Raw genomic sequence first — 18356 nt, forward strand, 5'->3', positions numbered from 1 at the left:
TGAACCTCCGGCTGGATTATAGGGCACCGCTATTGGCGACTGTCTTCAGTATATCGATCAGACCGGCATCGCGCTGTTCCTTGAGTTGGGCCGGTGTGCGTGCTTTCACTGCGTCATCGGTGGATGAAGCAACGATCCTGATCGTCTCGTCATCCAGTCTGGCGTCAAGCAACGTATCCCATATGGCTTGATAGGTTGGGCCGTATTTGACCAGAAAATCCTCGATATTGTTGGCGTTGAGGCCGTTCGAAATGAACGATCCCTGCAAGGTCCATTTTGGTCCGGGACCATAAATAAAGGCGCGGTCGACATCTTCCACGGAAGCCACTCCCTCACGCACCAGTGCGATCGCTTCGCGCCACATAGCGCCCATCAGGCGCAGCGCCAGGTGACCCGTCACTTCTTGATTGAGAATAACGACTTTTTTGCCTATGTTCTCATAGATCGTCTTGGCCTTGTTCAGACTTTCTGCGACGGTCTCCTTGCCGCCGACGACCTCCACCAAAGGCATCAGGTGCACGGGGTTGAACGGGTGTCCCAAGACCACTCGATCCGGCCTGCGGCAATCGCGCTGCATTTCGGTGACCAGCAACGCCGACGAAGAAGATGCAATAATGATATCGTCTGCGACATGGCGTTCAATTTCGGCGAGAAGCTCCCGTTTGAGGTCGATCTTTTCCGGACCGTTCTCCTGAACGAAATGCACGCCTGACAGTGCATCTGCCAAGGTCGGGAAGAGTTTGATCGTGCCGGGTTCCGGTTGTTGTCCCTTGAGCCTGTCCAGATCGTCCAACAGAGGCGGCAGGATATCGTTGTGGTAAAGATTGCCGCTATCGATAGGATCGTAAACGCGCACGTCGTGTCCTGCATGGGCGAAAGCCGCAGCCCAGCGCTGGCCGATAACGCCGAAGCCGATAACGCCGATAGTCAGTTTAGACATGATTGATTGACCTTTCGGGGCTTGCCGAGCGGAATGCTTCGTTGACGGTGTTCCAGGGAATGAGCAGATCCAGCCACGCGCCAACGCGACCGGCAATCAGAATTGCTTCATCAATCAACGCATTGAAGGGCAGATCTTCCGCCATTGCCTGTTCCACCCGGAACAGTGTCGCTGAGGTTTCATTCAGGTGGCAGAAATCCCGCAAACGCGTGGCTGTTTTGTTGATGACCAGTGCTGCGGTTTTGCGCAGGGTCGTTTGGTCCGTCCGCCCGATCTCGGAACGAACCCACCATAGAAGCTCGTGTAGGACACGGGCTTCGGATTCAGCGGCAAAAACGGGGCCAGCCGGATGCATGATTGCGCGTGACTCTGCCAATTGGGTTATTTCGGCAGGACAGGACAACCACAATGCTTTGCGCGCACTGACAAGATCGTCGGGCAGTGAGGGTCGGGCCTCCGGAGAGGCGACTTCCTCGCCGGCGTGCCGGAGCGAGCCATCGAAGATTTTCTTGCCCTGTTCCAGTTTGAGGGACTGTGCCAGAGCGGCAATGCCTTCAATCGAGGCATCGAGATGGCCGAGAACGGTAATGTGGGCTGTTTCTGCCTGTAGTGGTGCAAAGGTAATCTCGAGGAACTGCCGCACCGGCCAATAGATAAAGGCTCCCGGTTTCGCATCTAGCACATGCATCGCGCCTTCAACATCTTCGACAAAGGGCGCATGCCAGTAAATATGGCTCCCGGCGATCTTTGGCGTATGCAATTGCAGAGGCATGGGAAGCGCCTCCAGAAGAGCTTTTTGTGTGCGCTCGGCTTTATTATTCAGTCGCACAGGCCAGCTCTGGCCCTGTGCGGAAAAAATGAGGTTCATTTTATTTCTCTGTATTGAAGAATGAAACCGGCTTGAGAATTTGGTTCCGCATATCCATGAGGTAATCGGTTTCAATCACCTTGCGGCGATATTCCTGCCATTCGGGGTCTGCTTCCATCTGGTCGCGACGTGCCTCGCGATCAGCCAGGCTATCATATTTCCAGAGATGAACCGTTCTCGAAAGGTCGCCGATATGGGTCTGAAAGAAGCCGAACGGCTCCCCGAGATAATGGCGCTGCATTGGCAAGCCGATATCTTCGTAAAGCTTGAGAAACTTAGGTAGCATATTGGGACGCGCGGTATAGGTGCGATGATCGAAAATCATATGTCTTGCTCCAAGATGACGGATGTACTGGTTGAAATGATGGTTGGAAGCAGGCTATGCGCCAGCCGGGCAGGCTAACGCGTGCTGTTCACTGTTTGCACTATCAGACGCGCTGTCAGCTCCGACGCTTCAAGCTGCGGTACATGGCCGATGTTCTCCAGAAGATGCGTCGCTATATGTCCCGGCACACGGTGGACATGGGATGGGGGAATTACCCGGTCGGCACGTCCCCAGATGATACGCGCCGGAACCTGCAGGTCCCGCAAGATTTGCAGCTGATCGAAAGCCTGCGTCTCGTCCGGGAATAGATGTTGTGCCAGCGTGCCGAGCCCGGTCTGCATGCCCGAGGCCTGCATCTGCCGCAATGCAGCACGCGCATATCCCTTTGGCAGGCTTGCAGCATCGCCCACCATAACGTTCAGCCAACGTTCGAGCGCCTGTTCGGTCGTGGAGCGGGCCAGACCGTTGATGAAACCAATATTGATCTCCGGTCCCAGCCCGCCCGGTGCGAGCAAGGTCGCGGAGCGAACTGAAACTTTGCCAAGCGAGACCAGCCCCAGTGCAACCGCACCCCCAAGGGAATGACCAACGATGTGGGCACGATCGATTCCCATTGTTTCAAGCCGGTCAGAAACGTCGAAGACCATATCGTCCAGGCAGGACACAATCCGGTTTGTTTCTGCGCCATGTCCAGGCAGATCCAGCGCAACGACATCAAATCCAGAAGGCAGCAGCGCCGTGACCTGCCGCCAGGATGCCCGGTCGGCACCGAAACCGTGCAGGAAGACAATGGGGTCGGAATTGCCTTTGGGAACGGCTGCTGCCACTGCGGACTGTCGCGCCTGTGCTGGAACGGCAGGAGCCGGTATTGTCGCATTGGACCGGGCAGTTAAAGCAGCCAGAACATCGCGTTGCTTGACCCGCCCGCGGGGCCCCGATCCTTCGATGCCGGAGAGATCAAGTCCAGCGTTGCGCGCTACACGTCGAGCAAGCGGGCTGGCGATAATCCGGCGACCGGCCTGTGCCGGAGCTGGCTCTCCGGATGATTGAGCCTGTTTTGTCTCCGTCGCAGCAGTTGCGACGGCATGTTCCACTGCGGCTTTCACAGACGGCTCTGTATCCGAGATGGTGCCAAGGACGACACCAAGGGGGGCTTCTTGTCCTTCAGCGAAGAAAATCTCGGCAAGCCAGCCATCGCGGTCGGCTTCGATCTCGGTCGCTGCCTTGGCTGTTTCGACGGTGACAATGAGCTGGCCGGACTTGACCGCGTCACCGGGCTGGACAGACCAGCTCAGGATCACGACGGTTTCCATATATTCGCCGCCAGCGCTTTCAATACTGATTGGGTGGTTCGCCATCAAAGCCCCCGATTATTTCAGCGTTGCGAGAGCAGCGGAGCGGATTTTTTCCGCATTGGGCAACATCGCAATTTCCAGCGGTTCTGAATATGGAATGGGCATATCCGGCAGGGTGACGCGAGCGACGGGCGCATCGAGATCGTCAAATGCGTGATCCATGATCGTCGCGGACAACTCTGCCGCATAGCCACAGAAACGCCAGCCCTCGTTCACCACCACGGCATGATGCGTCTTGGCAATGGTTGCCTTGATCGTGTCGAGATCGAGCGGACGCAGGGAACGCAAATCGATGACTTCCACCGATACGCCGTCTTTGGCAAGCAGTTCTGCGGCCTTGTTCGCTTCTATGACCATTTTGGACGTGGCAAAGATCGAAATATCATTGCCGTCACGGGTAATGGCAGCCTTGCCCAGCGGTACGACGATATCGCCGTCGGGAACATCGCCACGAATGTTGTAGAGAAGCTTGTGTTCGAGGAATACGACCGGCTGGTCATCACGAATTGCTGCCTTCAACAGGCCTTTCGCGTCTGCCGGGGTGGATGGGGCCACGACCTTGATACCGGGAATATGTGCGAGCATGGAATCGAGCGCCTTGGAATGCTGCGCGCCGGCTCCAGCCCCGCCGCCACCCTGCGTACGTAGCACGAACGGCATTTTGACCTGATCATTCCAGATGTAATTATAGATGGAGGCCTGGTTAACGAGCGCATCCAATGTAAGCGGTATGAAATCCGCATACATGATTTCCAGGATAGGGCGGGTTCCGGTCATTGCGGCGGTGACGGCCATGGCGGTCAGTGCCTGCTCGGAAATGGGCGTGTCGCGAACCCGGCTTTCGCCAAACTCGTCCATCAAGCCTTTGCTCACTTTAAAGACACCGCCATAGCGGCCGATATCTTCACCAAACAAAAAGACTGAAGGGTCTGCGAGCATTTCTTCCCGAAGAGCAGCATTCAGGGCTTCGGCATAACGCATAAGGGCCATGTTCAGTGCGCCTCACTATAAGGATTGCATTTGTCATCGATGCTGAATTCGGGCAGCGGGTCTGCCAGCGCAGCTGCAAATGCGGTGTCGATTTGAGCGCGTGCAGCCGTTTCGATTTCCACCAGCCTTATTTCATCGACTTCAGACAACAAGGCTTTTCGGGAGACGATCAGCGGATCGCGTTCTTTCCAATGCGCGATGTCCTCGGGCTTTTGATAGCCGCCCATATCCGAGGTCGAGAAACCTTCAATGCGATAGGTTTTGCATTCGACCATGCCTGGACCTTCACCCCGGCGGGCGCGCTCGACCATGGTCGAAACGGCGCGGTAAACCGCGACAGCATCGTTGCCGTCAACGATCTCTGCCGGAATGTCGTAACCGGCGGCGCGGATGGAGAGATCCTGCACCGGCGATTGAACTTCCGTTGGGACCGTCAGGCCGAACTGATTATGTTCGAGCACGAAGACCACCGGGAGTTTCCAGAGACCCGCCATGTTCATCGCTTCATGGCAGATACCGGTTTGGGCCGCGCCATCGCCGAAGACGCACATGGCGACGCCCTTTTGACCGAGTACCTGCATTGAAAGCGCCATGCCGGTTGCTGCCGGAATACCGGCACCGACAATCGCATTGCCACCGATGACGCCCTTGTCTGCATCGGCAATGAGCATGTGACCCGCGCGACCGGCACATGCACCTGTTGCACGTCCGAGAATCTCGGCGATGACAGGGTGAGGCTCCATTCCCTTGCCGAGATAGACCGAATGCCCGCGATGGGTTGTGGCGACCTTGTCGCTGATTTCGAGTGTTGCCGTTGCTGCAACGCCAACGGCTTCCTGACCATCGCAGCGATGAATCGGGCCGCGCGTGCGACCTTCCTTATGCAAGGCGCCCAAGCCTTCTTCGAGATGCCGGACAAGCAGCATCTTCCGATAAATTTCGAGGTGTTCCTCGGTCGAGGGAGTGTTTTTCACGAATGCCTCCAATTGAGTTGCCATATTAAATACAAAAGTGTCGACACTTTGCAAGAGGGTGTGCAAGATTAGGAACACATTCAACAAAGGAGAAGCCGATGCGTTTGCGAGACAAGGTTGCAGTGATCACCGGGGGTGGTGCCGGCATCGGGGCGGCAGCGGTCGAACTTTTTGTCGAGGAAGGCGCGCAGGTGCTGGCCGTCGATCGCAATGCCGATCAGGCACGCGAGACGGCGCAACGTGTGGGCGCAGAAAGTTTTGGCGCCGACATATCGGATGAGACGCAGGTTGCAGCCATGACGGAAGCCGCGCAGCGGCTTTTCGGCCGCGTGGATATTCTGGTCAACAATGCCGGCTACGGGATTCGCGGTTCGGTGGTGACAACGCAAGCGAATGATTGGGATGCCTTGATGGCGGTCAATCTCAAGGGCGTATTTCTCTGCGCGAAACACATCATCCCGCTGATGGCAGCATCGGGTGGTGGTGCCATTGTGAACACGGCTTCAAACATTGCGCAGGTCGGCATTGCAGACCGCGCGGCCTATGTTGCGTCTAAGGGCGGTGTTGCCGCCCTGACGCGCGCGATGGCGCTGGATCACGTGGCCCAGAATATTCGGGTCAATGCGGTTGCGCCGGGCACGACCTGGTCCAGTTACTTTGACGAGATCGTTGCCAAGCACGATGATCCGGACGGCTTTGTCGCCGCCCTCAATGCTCGCGCTCCGATGAACCGCATGGCCCAGCCAAGAGAAATAGCACATGCCATTCTATGGCTTGCCTCGGACGACTCATCTTATGCGACCGGGTCCATTCTCACCGTCGACGGTGGGATGACGGCCTGGTAACATCCACAACCCTCAGGCTGACGCGGCCATCCGTCTGAGGGTTGCAAGCATATCGTCAAGATCGCCGCAAGGAAAATAGCCGAGTTCTGAAATCTCCTGCGACACTTCAACGGGCAGACCGGAGTTTGAATCTTTCGGGACTTCGTTCAGCCGACCGCCCATCAAAACTGGAAGGTCAAGATTGCGTTCGTCCAGTACGGCCTTGACGGCCTTCGCATAGGTCAATGCAACACCGTTATAGGTGCTGATCGCGATGACATTTGCACCACTTGCAATGGCAGCGGTCACAAGCACTTCAGGATCGACAGCAACGCCGGCGTCGACGATATTGATTTCCATTCCTTCCAGTGCCTGCTCGACGAGATATTTACCGTGCTCGTGGACGTCGGTGGTTCCGATACACAAGGTAACCGACCGCGCCTCGACAAATGGGCTCTGCGTCGCCACCCAATGATCAGCTTTCTCGTTGAGTTCACGGGCCCATTCGGCATGGATGAGTGGTTTACGACCGCGTGCCGTTTCGATACCGGGACCGAAAAGAGCTTCCATACGCTTTGGCCCCATGCGGCGTATCGCCAACAAAAGCGCGGCCGGATCCTTCACGTCGACGCCCCGCTCCTCCATACCCTTGAGCACGGAATCGGCGAACTGTCTGCCCCCATCGACGAGGGTGTCGGCCATGGCCTCGGGTTTGGACCAATCATAGACCGGATTGTAATAGGGAGCATGCAAGGTCAGACGATGCGCAAAGGTTTGCGCATCTATGATTTCGTCGACATCCGGTATGCGTTGGTTTTCGGTCACGGGAACCGGGTTGACCGCGTGTCCGCTCGGCCAGCGGCCAAGGGCCAGTATGTCTGCGAGAAGATAGCTGGACAGGCTCGCATAGTTCCCGGCGGGGGTCGACTGATAGGCAACCGTATTGCCGAAGATCATGGTGCCCGGCGTATCGCTGATCCGCGTCAAGGCGGCATGGAACGCTGTCCGCGACAAGGGATCGCTGAAATGATGACCGTAGCAATGCGCAAGTTTTGCGTCGATCAGATCCTCAATGATGTATTTTTCAATCAGTACCATACCGAGTGCGCAGGCCATGTCGATGAAAAGCCCGGCGAAACCATCATCCAGATTGGAGTGGACCAGAACCTCGGCATCCTGCGCTGCGATCAGTCCCAACGCAGTGACAGTTGCTTCGGTTGTCGCGACATCGTCGTCCCAGTAAGGAAGACGAAAGGTGAAATACTGACCGAGATTTCCAACGGCGGTCGCACCGGCGGCCAGGGCCGCGCGGGTATTCTCAACAGCGCCGGGCAGGCCGAGCATGAAGTCGCCGAAATGTGCTGCCGCTGGCGCCGCATTTGTGATCCGGGCGAAATCTTCCGGTCCCGACAGGACAATGCCAGTGCCGCGCGATGCTTTCGCGCGCATGGCTTCCGGGTACCCCATCGACCAGTCGAGCGTTATGCCGAAACGGTCGACGGTTATGCCGCTCTTCAGACATGTGCCGTGAACTTCGGCGATGGCTTCAATCGTCCGGTTGACGTCACGAAAGCCGATATGCGCGTGTTGCATCACACGATTTTCGGCAATTGATTTTCGCTTCCATGCCAGTTCCGAGGAAACGTTCTTTTCGGAAAGGAAAAGACACGGGCCGACGCGCCAGTCACGCGCCATGGCACGGCCATTCGCGAGCAGATCGGCGCCTGGCGTCAAACGCGTATCCGTCAGATTGATGATCGGTTCGGGATTGTTCATTTTATCTAACCGTTCGGGATATGAACTGTCGAATGACAGACGCAAATTTATCTGGATTAGCGAGCGGATGAAAATGCGCTCCTGGCACGCAAATCAAGGTCGCATCCGGTATGGCAGTTGCAATCTTTTCCGAAAGGGCCGGAGGCGTCAGAATATCGTCCGTCGAGGATATGACCTGCACGGGCCGCCGGATATTGGGTAGGTCCGCCAGCCGATCATGGTCGAGCAGCATGCGAATACGCGCTGCTGTTACCGGAAAAGGTGCAAGACTTTGTCGGGCCTCGGCGATTCCCGTGCTGCATATATCTCGGTTTTGGGCAATCCACTCGGTGGTGTACCCAAATATACAGGTCAAGCGCTGGTATGTCTCTGCCAGACCCGCATCCAATAATTCCGCACGGGCATTAAAGAGCATTTGAAATCGTTCGTCTGATTGAGCCCAAGAGCTGCTGATCGTATAGCTTAGGCCCACCTCAGGGTGATCAAGCGCAATGACCTGCGTAACTGCGCCACCTGTCGAGTGACCGACGATGTGAACGGGCCGGTCGAGTTCACGTAGGATACCGGCGATGTCACTTGCAATAAGCGGTATTGAGTATGGTTTATCTGGCCGGTCGCTTTGCCCGGCGCCCCGGTGGTCCGGTACGATCAACTGAAAATTGTCTTCCAGTCGCTTAACGACGCCATTCCAGAACCGGCCATCGCCGCCCAAACCAGGGATAAGGACAATGGAAGGGCCATTTTGACCGAACAACCGGTAGTGAATGCGACATCCGTCTTGGGCGATGTAATATGGCATCAGCTCATTCCATCCAGGTGCAGGAACTTACGCAATGTAGATGCGAGGCTTAGCGCGGTTATCGCCGATGTTTTTGGATTGAACGGCGATGGTACGTTTTCAAAACGCATGAACGCGGTGCCTGCGGCGCTCTCCGCTTCGATTTCATGCGTATTGCCCTTTGCCTTCGGATCGGCCAGAACGCGAACGGCCAGTGCACGTGGTCGTATCGCCAGAGAAAGGGCGAGGGCTGCATTGAGGTTTTGCGGATAAAGACGCGCCGCTTCCGCCGGAGAGCCCTCGAAGAGTACCACCGGATCGGTCTCGCAAACAAGTTCTCTTTCCTGCAGCTCGGCCTTCCATGCCGCTGGCGGCTTTCTGGACGTATAGCGGATGCGGGCGTCCTCAAGCGGTGCAATTGCCGACAGGTAATCCAGTCCGCCGACAGCGCCTGACGGAAATATCAGCGACGCTGCGGTGTTGCGGTGGGCTTGCGTGAGCGTGAGGAGAAATTTTTCATCGGCAAGGGCGCCGACCGAGGCCGCAATGACGGGAATGCCCGCTTCGAAAATTACGGGCACATAATCGGTCAGAGCGGTTTGGCCAGCAGCTTCAATCACGACACAGGGTTTGGAATTGATGAGTTCATGGAGGTGGTGAACAAATGTAATGTTCTGGGCGGCATCGTGAACGCGGCTCGATGCGCGGGTATAGACGACCCATGCCACCCCTTCATGTGCAAAATTGACTAGAAGTTCGCGTGCAATCGCTCCGAATCCGATAAGGCCGATTGTAAACGATTGCGAGAATTCCGATGAAATCGGCCCTGACTGAAACTGCTGTGCCATGTCTTTATGACTTGCTTTGGTTTACCGGATCGAACTTGTCGTCAAGATCTGCGCCGAACACGGTCTGGCGCTCGATTTCCAGCACGTTTTCAGGACGTGGGAAATTGGACGGGACGAGATCACCGGGCTTGCGCGGTTTACCGATCATGCGGAAGAAATGTTCCAGACCGTTTGGAACAATCAGCCAGACCCAACGCATGGGCGCTTCGCCATCGTTGATAAACATATGTCGTGTTGATTTTGGAATGAAGACGGCGCTGTCCGGCCCCAGTTCGTATTCCTTGCCGGCGATGACCGTGCGTCCTTTGCCCTCGATAACGAAAACGGCTTCCTCATGCTCTTCGTGCGTGTGTTCCCGAACATACCCACCCGGTGCAAGGGATTGAGTGCCCATTCCAAAAGGGTTTTCCATGTCTACAAGGTGGGGAGCCAGCGCGACGCTGACATACCCGTTCGCCGGTACCGGTTGCCAATAGCTTTCGCGATCCTGCGGATTTGAAACATAGACCCCGATGGGTGCCGATGCAGATTGGATACTGTCTTCCATCACTCAATTCCCGATTGGTTTGCCTGGGTATTATAGGAACAAATGGTAATCTGCAAAAAGTGTAGACACAATAGTAGACAGATAAAATTTTCTTGGTTTATAACTGACATACGAAAGCAGGGGATTGCTATGAAGAACTACGATGTCATTGTCATTGGCACGGGATCGGCGGCCTGTTCCGCCGCTTTGCGAGCCGCCAAGGGTGGTCTTAAAGTCCTGGCGATAGAAAAGACCCCCAAACTTGGCGGTACGTCAGCCATGTCCGGTTCTGGCGTGTGGATTCCGGCGAACCACATAGCGGCGGCTGAAGGTGTGGCGGACAGTCAGGAAGAAGCGCTGGCCTACCTGCGTGCCGTCCAGCCCGCCGACTGGGGCGACAAGGAAGATGCGCGCCACGCGGCCTTTGTCAGGAATGCTCCGGCAATGCTGAAATTCATCACGGAGAATACGCTTATCGATTTTCGGCTTATTGATGAGCCAGATCCCTATGTCGAAGCGCCGGGCGGGAAAAAATATGGACGCATGATGTCTCCGCGTCCATTGAGTCGCCGGCTTCTCGGCAAATATGCCAAGCACATTCGCCGGTCTACCCTGCCTCACAGCTTCACATATCAGGAAAACGTCACTCTCGATCTGTACCATACCCCCTTTCGCGCCGGCCTCAAGATGTGGCCGAAGCTTCTCTGGCGGTGGCTTAACAATGCAGGTGCTCAGGGTACGGCATTGATGACGGGTTTGTTAAAGGGCTGTCTGGATAATGGCGTTGAGTTCCGGCTTGCAACGCGCGCAGTTGGCCTCGTACAGGATGATACCGGGCGTATCACCGGCGTAGAAGTCGACAGTCATGGCAAACGTGAAACCGTTTCTGCTCGTCGTGGTGTTATCATCGCTTCAGGCGGTTTCGAATGGGACAAGGAGATGCGGGAAAAATACTTTTCCGGCCCATTTGATCGTATTGGTACGCCATCCGGTAACGAGGGGGACGGCCAGAAAATGGCCGCGACGGTCGGTGCGCATATCGATCACATGGAGCAAGCCAATGTCTATGCCTGTCTGCCGACCCGATACGAAGGCAAACGCTATGGGCTTCCGATCAATTTTCTGTACGAACCACACTCGATTGTTGTGAACCGCTATGGAAAGCGTTTTGTGAGTGAAGCGCATTTCAACAGCGGTGAAGCCATCGATTTACGCAATGACGATGGTTCTCCGGTTCATCTGCCATGTTACATGATCGGCGATCATCGTTTCCTGCGCACGTCGTTTCCTTTCCGCTGGTATGCTTCTTACGAACCGGACTGGATCAAGAAAGCCGATACTATCGAAGAGCTTGCCGCAAAGCTGGGGCTGCCTGCGGCAGAACTCCGCCGGACGATTGAACGCTGGAATGATTTCTGCGCGAAGGGACGCGACGATGATTTCCATCGCGGTGAAAACTATTGGGAACACAAGAAGGACGGTGGCGACAAGGATGGTTCTATCCGGCTGAAACCGATCGACAAGGCGCCTTATATCGGTGTGTCGATGAACCGCTCGATCATTGGCACCAAAGGCGGCCCTCGAACGAACGAATTCGGGCAAGTCGTGCGGAAAGACGGTTCCATCATTCCTGGCCTCTACGCAGCAGGATTGGCAATGGCGAATCCGATCGGTACCCGCGCGGTGGGGGCCGGCACGACATTGGGGCCTAATCTGACGTGGGGCTTCATTTCAGCCGAGACGATATTGAAGCAGAACGGTTGAACGGTCGGGACGGGTGAAAATCTCTACGCGTATGCCATAATATATTGAAATTATGGGTCTTTACGAAGAGGAACGCCGAGAGCGAACGACGCTTCCGACGAATGATACGTTGCATCTGAACAGAGAGGCCGGCAAACAAAAAAATGAACGCAATAGTGTAGACACTTTCTTGACGTGCAACAAAATCTCTGCTTCCTTAAGCCTTCCAGTCTTTCGAAAAAAACATCTAGGGGAATAATATGAAATCTGTTCTGGCAATTTGTCTCGGTGCCTCCTTGATAGGCGCTCCAGCTTTCGCTGGTGAAGTCACGATCGGTATTGCAGCTCCGTTGTCGGGTCCACAGGCCTATTTTGGAGCGACCTGGCATAACGGCTTCAAGCTCTATGTCGAGAAGCTTAATGCTGCGGGCGGTGTCAACGGGTCAACGATCAGTATTGATCAGCAGGACGACAAAGCGGACCCGCGTGAAGCCACACTGGTCGCTCAGAAGTTTTGCGATAATGATAAGGTCAATATCGCACTCGTGAACTTTAATTCCGGCGTAGCCCAGTCGACGCTTCCCATTTACGAAGATTGCGAACTGCCAAACATGACATTCGCGTCGAATCCGGCGCTGACCCATATGGACTACAAGTTCATGGTGCGTCCGGTCGGCAACGATCTGACAAACGCGCGTCTTCCCGCTGAATATGCCTTAAACAAACTGGGCGCAAAAACTGCACTTGTCGTAAGCGACAAGCAGGTTTTCGGTCAGGGTGTGTCGGAAATTTTCGCAGATAATTTTAAAAAGGGTGGCGGCAAGATTGTCGATTCACTCACCGTAGCACCGGCGGACGTTGATTTCACCGCAGTTCTTGCGAAAATCAAGGCGAGCAATCCCGACGTCATCTTCATTGGTGCGGTGATGCCGCAGCTCTCGCTTTTCGCCAAGCAAATGCATGAACAGGGCGTCAAGTCGCAGCTCATCGTCCCGGATGGCGGTTATACGCCGGATTTCATCAATCAGGCCGGAGAAGCCAATGTTCAGGGCGTGGTCATGGCGATCCAGGTCCCGCCGATGGATGCTTCACCTGAGATCGCGGAATTCGCCAAGGCCTATAAGGAAAAGTTTGGCGAAGAAGCAGGCCCTTACTCGATCTACGGTTACGTTCAGGGGCAAATTCTGGAAGAAGTCATTAAGACGACGAAGGGCTTCAGCCGTGAAGAAATGAATTCGGCACTCCATGGCGTCAAGGTGAAAACTGTTGTCGGCGAACTGGAGTTCGATGACATTGGCGAGCTTAAAGTTGCTCCATCCTATGTCTACCAGGTTGAAGGAAAGGGCTTTACCCTCAAGGGATCGAACTGAGAAACGCAAGCTCACTTGTCGACATTATGTCGGCAAGTGAGGCCATCGTGCGCCTGTGCTCTCAAGTCCGGGCAGGCACTCTTCTCCCCGTTCAGCCGCATTGACGCTGAACCCTTCGAGCAGGACCCCCCATGCTTGGAACATTCATCCAACAAACAGTCAACGCTTTGACTATCGGTTCGCTTTATGCCTTGATCGCACTCGGTTACACCATGGTGTACGGTGTTTTGCGAATGATCAATTTCTCCCACGCTGAAATGTTCATGCTGGGAGCCTATGCCGCGTTCTTCGGGCTGACGCTCATTGTGGGCCAGGTTGCAGGCGCAGGTACGATTGCGCTGACGATTGTCTTCTTTCTGGCTATCATCACAGTTGGCCTCATCGGTGTGGGAATTGAAAAAGTGGCGTACAAGCCGCTGCGCAACTCGTCCCGCCTGGCGCCGATGCTCTCCTCGCTTGGCGTGTCGCTCTCGCTCGTCACGGCTATTCAGATTCTGGCCGGCCCCCAGCCGATCGGCTTCCCGAGCTTTTTCCCATCAATCCGCTTTGAAGTGCTTGGAGCCACAATTACCGCGATGCAGGTCGGCATTCTCATTGCATCGTTCATTCTCATGTACGGATTGCATCTGATTGTGAACCGCAGCCGTATTGGCGTCATCGTTCGCGCGGTTGCTGAAAACCGGGGCACGGCGCGCTTGCTCGGCATCAATGTCAATCTCGCCATTTCCATGGTCTTTTTCTTTGGGCCTTTGCTCGGTGCTGCCGGTGGGATTCTTTACGCGAGCTATTATGGCATCATGTCGCCGACAATGGGGGCGGTGATTGGCCTCAAGGCATTCACGGCCGCAATTCTGGGAGGGATCGGTTCCATACCGGGTGCCATGCTCGGTGCTTATATTCTCGCTTTCATCGAAGTGGCGGGTGTGTCCCTGCTACCAATCGTGACAGGTGGCACGCTTGGCACCGAATATCGTGACGTTCTGTCTTTCGCGATCCTCATTCTCGTCTTGCTCGTGAAGCCAGCGGGTATTCTTGGTGAAACGGTGTCCGAAGAAAGCATGGTCTATAAGAGGGAATTCTGATGTCGATCGCTGCTGCTTCAGTAACAAAAGAAAAGGTCAAAGGTCGCCTGACGGCATTCCTTGTGCTCGCTGCCGTTGTCGCTCTTATAATAGCGACACCATTTTTGCCCAATTACTATATCCGTGTCGTTAATGGATTGTTGATCTACATCCTGTTGGGAATTGGTCTGAACATTGTGATCGGATATGCGGGTTTGCTCGACCTGGGCTTTGTCGCCTTCTATGCCGTCGGTGCGTATACATACGGGCTCCTTGCCAGCCCCCAGTTTGACCTGCATTTCTCCTTCTTTACAATTCTGTTGATAGCCGTCTTCCTCGGCGCGATGACCGGCATTCTGCTGGGTATACCGGTTCTCAAATTACGGGGTGACTATCTGGCAATCGTCACGCTCGGCTTTGGCGAGATTATTCGTATCGTTATCAACAATGTCGATTGGCTCACGGGTGGCCCTCAGGGGATTGCACGTCTGGATAAGCTCCAAATCTTCGGATTTGATTTCAGCAAACCGGCCCAGATATACTGGCTGTTGTTGGTGACGGTTCTGGTCGTGGCGATTGTTGTCTGGCGGCTGGAGCAATCCATTCTGGGCAAGGCCTGGTCGGCAGTGCGTGAAGATCAGGATGCCGCTCGTGGTATCGGTATCAACACCACAAATGCCAAACTGGCAGCCTTTGCAACCTCAGCGTCAATTGGGTCCATTGCAGGGGTCATCTTTGCAGCGTCACAACGCTTTGTCAGTCCCGAAAGCTTCACGCTCCAGGAATCGGTGCTTATTGTCCTGATGATCGTTATTGGCGGTATCGGAAATATCCTCGGAATTATTGCTGGCGCGACGATCTTGATCATTCTGCCCGAGGTTTTGCGCGAATTTGCGGAATGGAGAATTCTGTTTCTCGGTCTGCTCATGATCACGCTCATCATCATTCGTCCAGCAGGTATCGTGCCGCGTACTTTTGGTCCGGATAAACTATTCAGGAGGCTACTCGGAAAATGACGCTCGCCTTCAATAATCTGCGGAAGCAGTATGGTGAAGTCGTTGCAACGGACGATGTCACCACGCAGTTCGTGCCCGGCCTGATCCACGGTATCATCGGTCCCAACGGTGCCGGAAAATCGACGCTGATCAACATGACCGCCGGTTCCTACGAGGTATCGTCCGGCTCGATCACACTGGATGGAAGACACCTCGAGAACCTTAAGAAATATCAGATTGCCAATGCGGGCGTGGCACGCACGTACCAAAACATTCGACTGTTCGATCAAATGACAGCAGTGGAAAATCTGGAAGTATGTTTCTATCCGCAGGATGTAAAAAACACCTGGAAGGAGGTCGTCTGGCCACCTTTCAGCCGTGCTGAAAAAGCGCGTCGTCGTGCCATCTGCATGGAAATCCTCGAGTTCTTCAACCTGCAGGGCTATGCTAATTCGGAAGCCGGAAGTTTATCTTACGGCAGGCAGCGAATGCTGGAAATTGCGCGTGCGCTGGTCATGAACCCGCGTGTGCTCTTGCTGGACGAACCGGCGGCGGGCTTAAACCATCACGAGACTGCTGAGTTGACCAGGCAGCTGGCTGCACTTCGTTCTCCGGATCGGATCATGATTGTCGTCGAACATGACATGGATCTCGTCATGACGGTTTGCGACAACATCGTGGTCATGCATCACGGCAAACTACTTTTCCAGGGAACGCCTGCACAGGTTCAGGCAAATCCTGACGTTCAACTCGCCTATCTGGGGACAGACAATGACATCGACGAAATCCGCACCGCTGCTGAAGATCGCCGGGCTAAGCTCGGGATACGGGCGCGTCGGCGTTCTTGAGGGCGTCGATCTGGAGGTTGATCCTCAGGAAATCGTAGTTATCCTCGGACCGAATGGCGCTGGCAAGACCACGTTGCTGAATTCGATTTCAGGCGTGGCACAGGCGACCGCCGGCAAGATTTTCTTCGACGGCAAGGATATCACCGGTGCCAGGCCGGAGCAGGTTGTCCGCATGGGATTGACTCATTGTCCGGAAGGCCGCCAGATTTTCCAGCGTCTCACCGTGGAAGAAAACCTGGTTGCGGCGCATATCGGCCGGATGGGGAAGAGCTTCGATACCCTCCGTCAGGAAGTCTTCGATCTGTTCCCGGTCCTCAAGGAGCGTCGCAACGGCATGGCAAGCCGTATGTCCGGCGGTCAGCAGCAAATGCTGGCTATCGGACGCGCGCTGATGTCCGAGCCCAAACTACTTATGTTGGATGAACCATCTCTGGGGCTGGCGCCGAAGATCATTCATCAGATTTTTCGCATCATTCTCGACCTCTCTCAGACAGGTATTTCAATCCTGTTAGTGGAGCAGAACGTTCAACTGGCGCTCGAATGTGGGGATTATGCATATCTTTTGAACACAGGTCGCGTCAGATTGCACGGCCCGGCAAAGGAAATGGTCGATCACTCCGACTTGAGCGAGCACTATCTCGGTGGCGCATCGGAGGAAAACCTCCATGTTTGAAGTCGATTGGAAAACGCCGCATCTTTGGCGCAAAACGACGGCAAAACGCATTGCTGCGCCGGAATTGTATGGAGAGCACCATACGGATGTTCTGGTGGTTGGCGGTGGCTTTACCGGCATGGCCGCCGCGCTGGGGGCTCGCGATTGCGGCGCGGACGTCATTCTACTGGAAGGCAATGAAATCGGCTCGTCAGCGTCGGGCCGCAACCACGGTCTGGTGATTTCCCACCATTCCAAAGCCTCGCCGAACGAATTTGAAGCAATATATGGCAAAAAGATCGGCGGGAAGTTTAACCATATGGTTGCCCAATCCGCCGATGTCGCATTCGGATTGATGCAACGATTTGGCATTGATGCGCACCAGGTGCGGAACGGCTGGATTCAGCCGGCGCATAATGATGCGACCTTGCGACGTGCACGCCAGTTCCATGACGAATGGAAGTCGCTGGGTGCCGATGTCCAATGGATGGATCGTGCAGAGGTATCGGCCCGGATTGGCAGCCCTTATCTGGGGGGCTGGATCGTTCGCAATTCCGGCCATATCAACCCGTTTGCCATGACGATCGGATTGGCGCAGGCGCTTGAAAAAGAAGGGGTTAGGGTCTTCGAAAACTCGAAGGCTCTTTCTCTGGAAAAAAGCGGTAGTGGATGGCGGGTCAAAACGAGCAAGGGGTCGATCTTTGCTTCACGGGTTGTCCTTGCAACGAATGCGTTGACGGATAAATTATGGCCCGGCCTGCAACAGACGCTCATTCCGTTCAAGGTTTTCCAGGCGGCTACCGAACCCCTGCCTGAAGAACTCCGCGCACATATAATGGTCGGCAATCCTGCCGTGTCCGATATGCGCAACGACCTGCGTTATTTCCATTATGACTGCGATAATCGTCTCGTCAGCGGTGGGACTCATAGTTTTTGGCATAATGAAGCGGAACGGGGCCGCGATAAGGTTGCCCAAACACTGAAGAACGCATTTTCAGCGTTCAAAGATTCCCCAAAAATGACCGAGTATTGGCACGGAACTTTTGCTGTGGTTCCCGATCGCAGGCCACGATTGTACCGGCTTGCACCGGGATTGGTATTCGGTGGCGTTTATTCCGGGCGAGGCGTCGCATTGTCCATGTCCTTAGGGCAGGAGATTGGACGATGGGCGATGGACCGCACTAACGACGAAAACATGCCCCTGCCTATAACCAACATGCAGCCCGTTCCATTTCACCCGGTTGCCACGCAATTGGCCAATCGCATTCATACCTGGCACCGTTTGAAGGACAAGCTTAGTCGTTGATATATATATATATTCATGCGGAGTTTCGCGATGCGTTGACCGCTTTTCCCACCAACGAACAGTCTTTAGTAAGTCTTTGACAAGATTAGAATTGGTTGTGCAATAGGTTTCATCAAGTTGGAATAGCGTCGATTTCCTCAGTATTTTGAGCCTATCGACGATTTGACTCCATGCCTG

Annotated in this window: 18 protein-coding genes; 8 read left to right on the forward strand and 10 right to left on the reverse strand. The window is 55.0% G+C overall.

The window, feature by feature from the left end:
- Positions 1–16: 16 nt before the first annotated feature.
- The 6 genes from QBD01_RS08675 to QBD01_RS08700 form a co-directional block, all read right to left on the reverse strand.
- Positions 17–940: a 3-hydroxyacyl-CoA dehydrogenase NAD-binding domain-containing protein gene (locus QBD01_RS08675; RefSeq protein ID WP_280992459.1), complete on the reverse strand. Its 924-nt coding sequence runs from the start codon at positions 938–940 to the stop codon at positions 17–19.
- The gene (locus QBD01_RS08680) at positions 933–1808 is read right to left on the reverse strand and encodes a hypothetical protein (protein WP_280992460.1); all 876 of its coding nucleotides are present in this window, start codon (positions 1806–1808) and stop codon (positions 933–935) included. The genes QBD01_RS08675 and QBD01_RS08680 overlap by 8 nt, the downstream gene beginning before the upstream one ends.
- Before the next feature lies 1 nt (position 1809).
- Complete coding sequence (locus tag QBD01_RS08685; RefSeq protein ID WP_280992461.1) at positions 1810–2133, reverse strand: NIPSNAP family protein; 324 nt, start codon at positions 2131–2133, stop codon at positions 1810–1812.
- A gap of 74 nt (positions 2134–2207) precedes the next feature.
- Positions 2208–3491: an acetoin dehydrogenase dihydrolipoyllysine-residue acetyltransferase subunit gene (locus QBD01_RS08690; protein WP_280992462.1), complete on the reverse strand. Its 1284-nt coding sequence runs from the start codon at positions 3489–3491 to the stop codon at positions 2208–2210.
- A gap of 12 nt (positions 3492–3503) precedes the next feature.
- Positions 3504–4478 carry an alpha-ketoacid dehydrogenase subunit beta gene (locus QBD01_RS08695; RefSeq protein ID WP_280992463.1) on the reverse strand — a complete coding sequence of 325 codons (975 nt, stop codon included), beginning with the start codon at positions 4476–4478 and terminating at the stop codon, positions 3504–3506.
- A 2-nt stretch (positions 4479–4480) separates the two neighbouring features.
- Positions 4481–5452: a thiamine pyrophosphate-dependent dehydrogenase E1 component subunit alpha gene (locus QBD01_RS08700; protein ID WP_280992464.1), complete on the reverse strand. Its 972-nt coding sequence runs from the start codon at positions 5450–5452 to the stop codon at positions 4481–4483.
- A gap of 98 nt (positions 5453–5550) precedes the next feature.
- Here QBD01_RS08700 and QBD01_RS08705 point away from each other — a divergent pair, with 98 nt between their 5' ends.
- A complete protein-coding gene (locus QBD01_RS08705) occupies positions 5551–6297 on the forward strand; it encodes an SDR family oxidoreductase (protein ID WP_280992465.1) in 747 nt (248 codons plus the stop codon).
- 12 nt (positions 6298–6309) lie between these two features.
- Here the strand turns inward: QBD01_RS08705 and QBD01_RS08710 are convergent, their stop codons facing one another.
- From QBD01_RS08710 to QBD01_RS08725, 4 genes are read right to left on the reverse strand one after another with little or no spacing between them, the layout of a single operon-like run.
- Positions 6310–8052 (reverse strand): cobalamin-dependent protein, encoded by a 1743-nt coding sequence (locus QBD01_RS08710; protein WP_280992466.1) that lies wholly within the window; start codon positions 8050–8052, stop codon positions 6310–6312.
- Between the two features lies 1 nt (position 8053).
- Positions 8054–8851, reverse strand: a complete 798-nt coding sequence (locus QBD01_RS08715; protein WP_280992467.1) for an alpha/beta hydrolase — start codon at positions 8849–8851, stop codon at positions 8054–8056.
- Positions 8851–9678: an aspartate dehydrogenase domain-containing protein gene (locus QBD01_RS08720; RefSeq protein ID WP_280992468.1), complete on the reverse strand. Its 828-nt coding sequence runs from the start codon at positions 9676–9678 to the stop codon at positions 8851–8853. Before QBD01_RS08720 ends, QBD01_RS08715 begins: the two co-directional genes overlap by 1 nt.
- A gap of 4 nt (positions 9679–9682) precedes the next feature.
- A complete protein-coding gene (locus tag QBD01_RS08725) occupies positions 9683–10225 on the reverse strand; it encodes a cupin domain-containing protein (RefSeq protein WP_280992514.1) in 543 nt (180 codons plus the stop codon).
- 129 nt (positions 10226–10354) lie between these two features.
- On the opposite strand from QBD01_RS08725, the gene QBD01_RS08730 reads away from it, so the two are divergent.
- The 7 genes from QBD01_RS08730 to QBD01_RS08760 all read left to right on the forward strand — a co-directional run bounded on the left by QBD01_RS08730 (position 10355) and on the right by QBD01_RS08760 (position 18179).
- Positions 10355–11968, forward strand: coding sequence for an FAD-dependent oxidoreductase (locus tag QBD01_RS08730; protein WP_280992469.1), 1614 nt, complete (start codon positions 10355–10357; stop codon positions 11966–11968).
- A 239-nt stretch (positions 11969–12207) separates the two neighbouring features.
- The gene (locus QBD01_RS08735; protein ID WP_182523011.1) at positions 12208–13317 is read left to right on the forward strand and encodes a branched-chain amino acid ABC transporter substrate-binding protein; all 1110 of its coding nucleotides are present in this window, start codon (positions 12208–12210) and stop codon (positions 13315–13317) included.
- A gap of 131 nt (positions 13318–13448) precedes the next feature.
- Positions 13449–14399 carry a branched-chain amino acid ABC transporter permease gene (locus QBD01_RS08740; protein WP_182523012.1) on the forward strand — a complete coding sequence of 317 codons (951 nt, stop codon included), beginning with the start codon at positions 13449–13451 and terminating at the stop codon, positions 14397–14399.
- Complete coding sequence (locus tag QBD01_RS08745) at positions 14399–15394, forward strand: branched-chain amino acid ABC transporter permease (protein WP_280992470.1); 996 nt, start codon at positions 14399–14401, stop codon at positions 15392–15394. Before QBD01_RS08740 ends, QBD01_RS08745 begins: the two co-directional genes overlap by 1 nt.
- Complete coding sequence (locus tag QBD01_RS08750) at positions 15391–16221, forward strand: ABC transporter ATP-binding protein (protein WP_182523014.1); 831 nt, start codon at positions 15391–15393, stop codon at positions 16219–16221. Before QBD01_RS08745 ends, QBD01_RS08750 begins: the two co-directional genes overlap by 4 nt.
- Positions 16145–16894 (forward strand): ABC transporter ATP-binding protein, encoded by a 750-nt coding sequence (locus QBD01_RS08755; RefSeq protein ID WP_182523015.1) that lies wholly within the window; start codon positions 16145–16147, stop codon positions 16892–16894. Before QBD01_RS08750 ends, QBD01_RS08755 begins: the two co-directional genes overlap by 77 nt.
- Positions 16887–18179 (forward strand): FAD-dependent oxidoreductase, encoded by a 1293-nt coding sequence (locus QBD01_RS08760; protein WP_280992471.1) that lies wholly within the window; start codon positions 16887–16889, stop codon positions 18177–18179. Before QBD01_RS08755 ends, QBD01_RS08760 begins: the two co-directional genes overlap by 8 nt.
- Positions 18180–18356: the final 177 nt, after the last annotated feature.

This window comes from Ochrobactrum sp. 19YEA23 (assembly GCF_029909865.1).
GTDB lineage: Bacteria > Pseudomonadota > Alphaproteobacteria > Rhizobiales > Rhizobiaceae > Brucella > Brucella gambitense.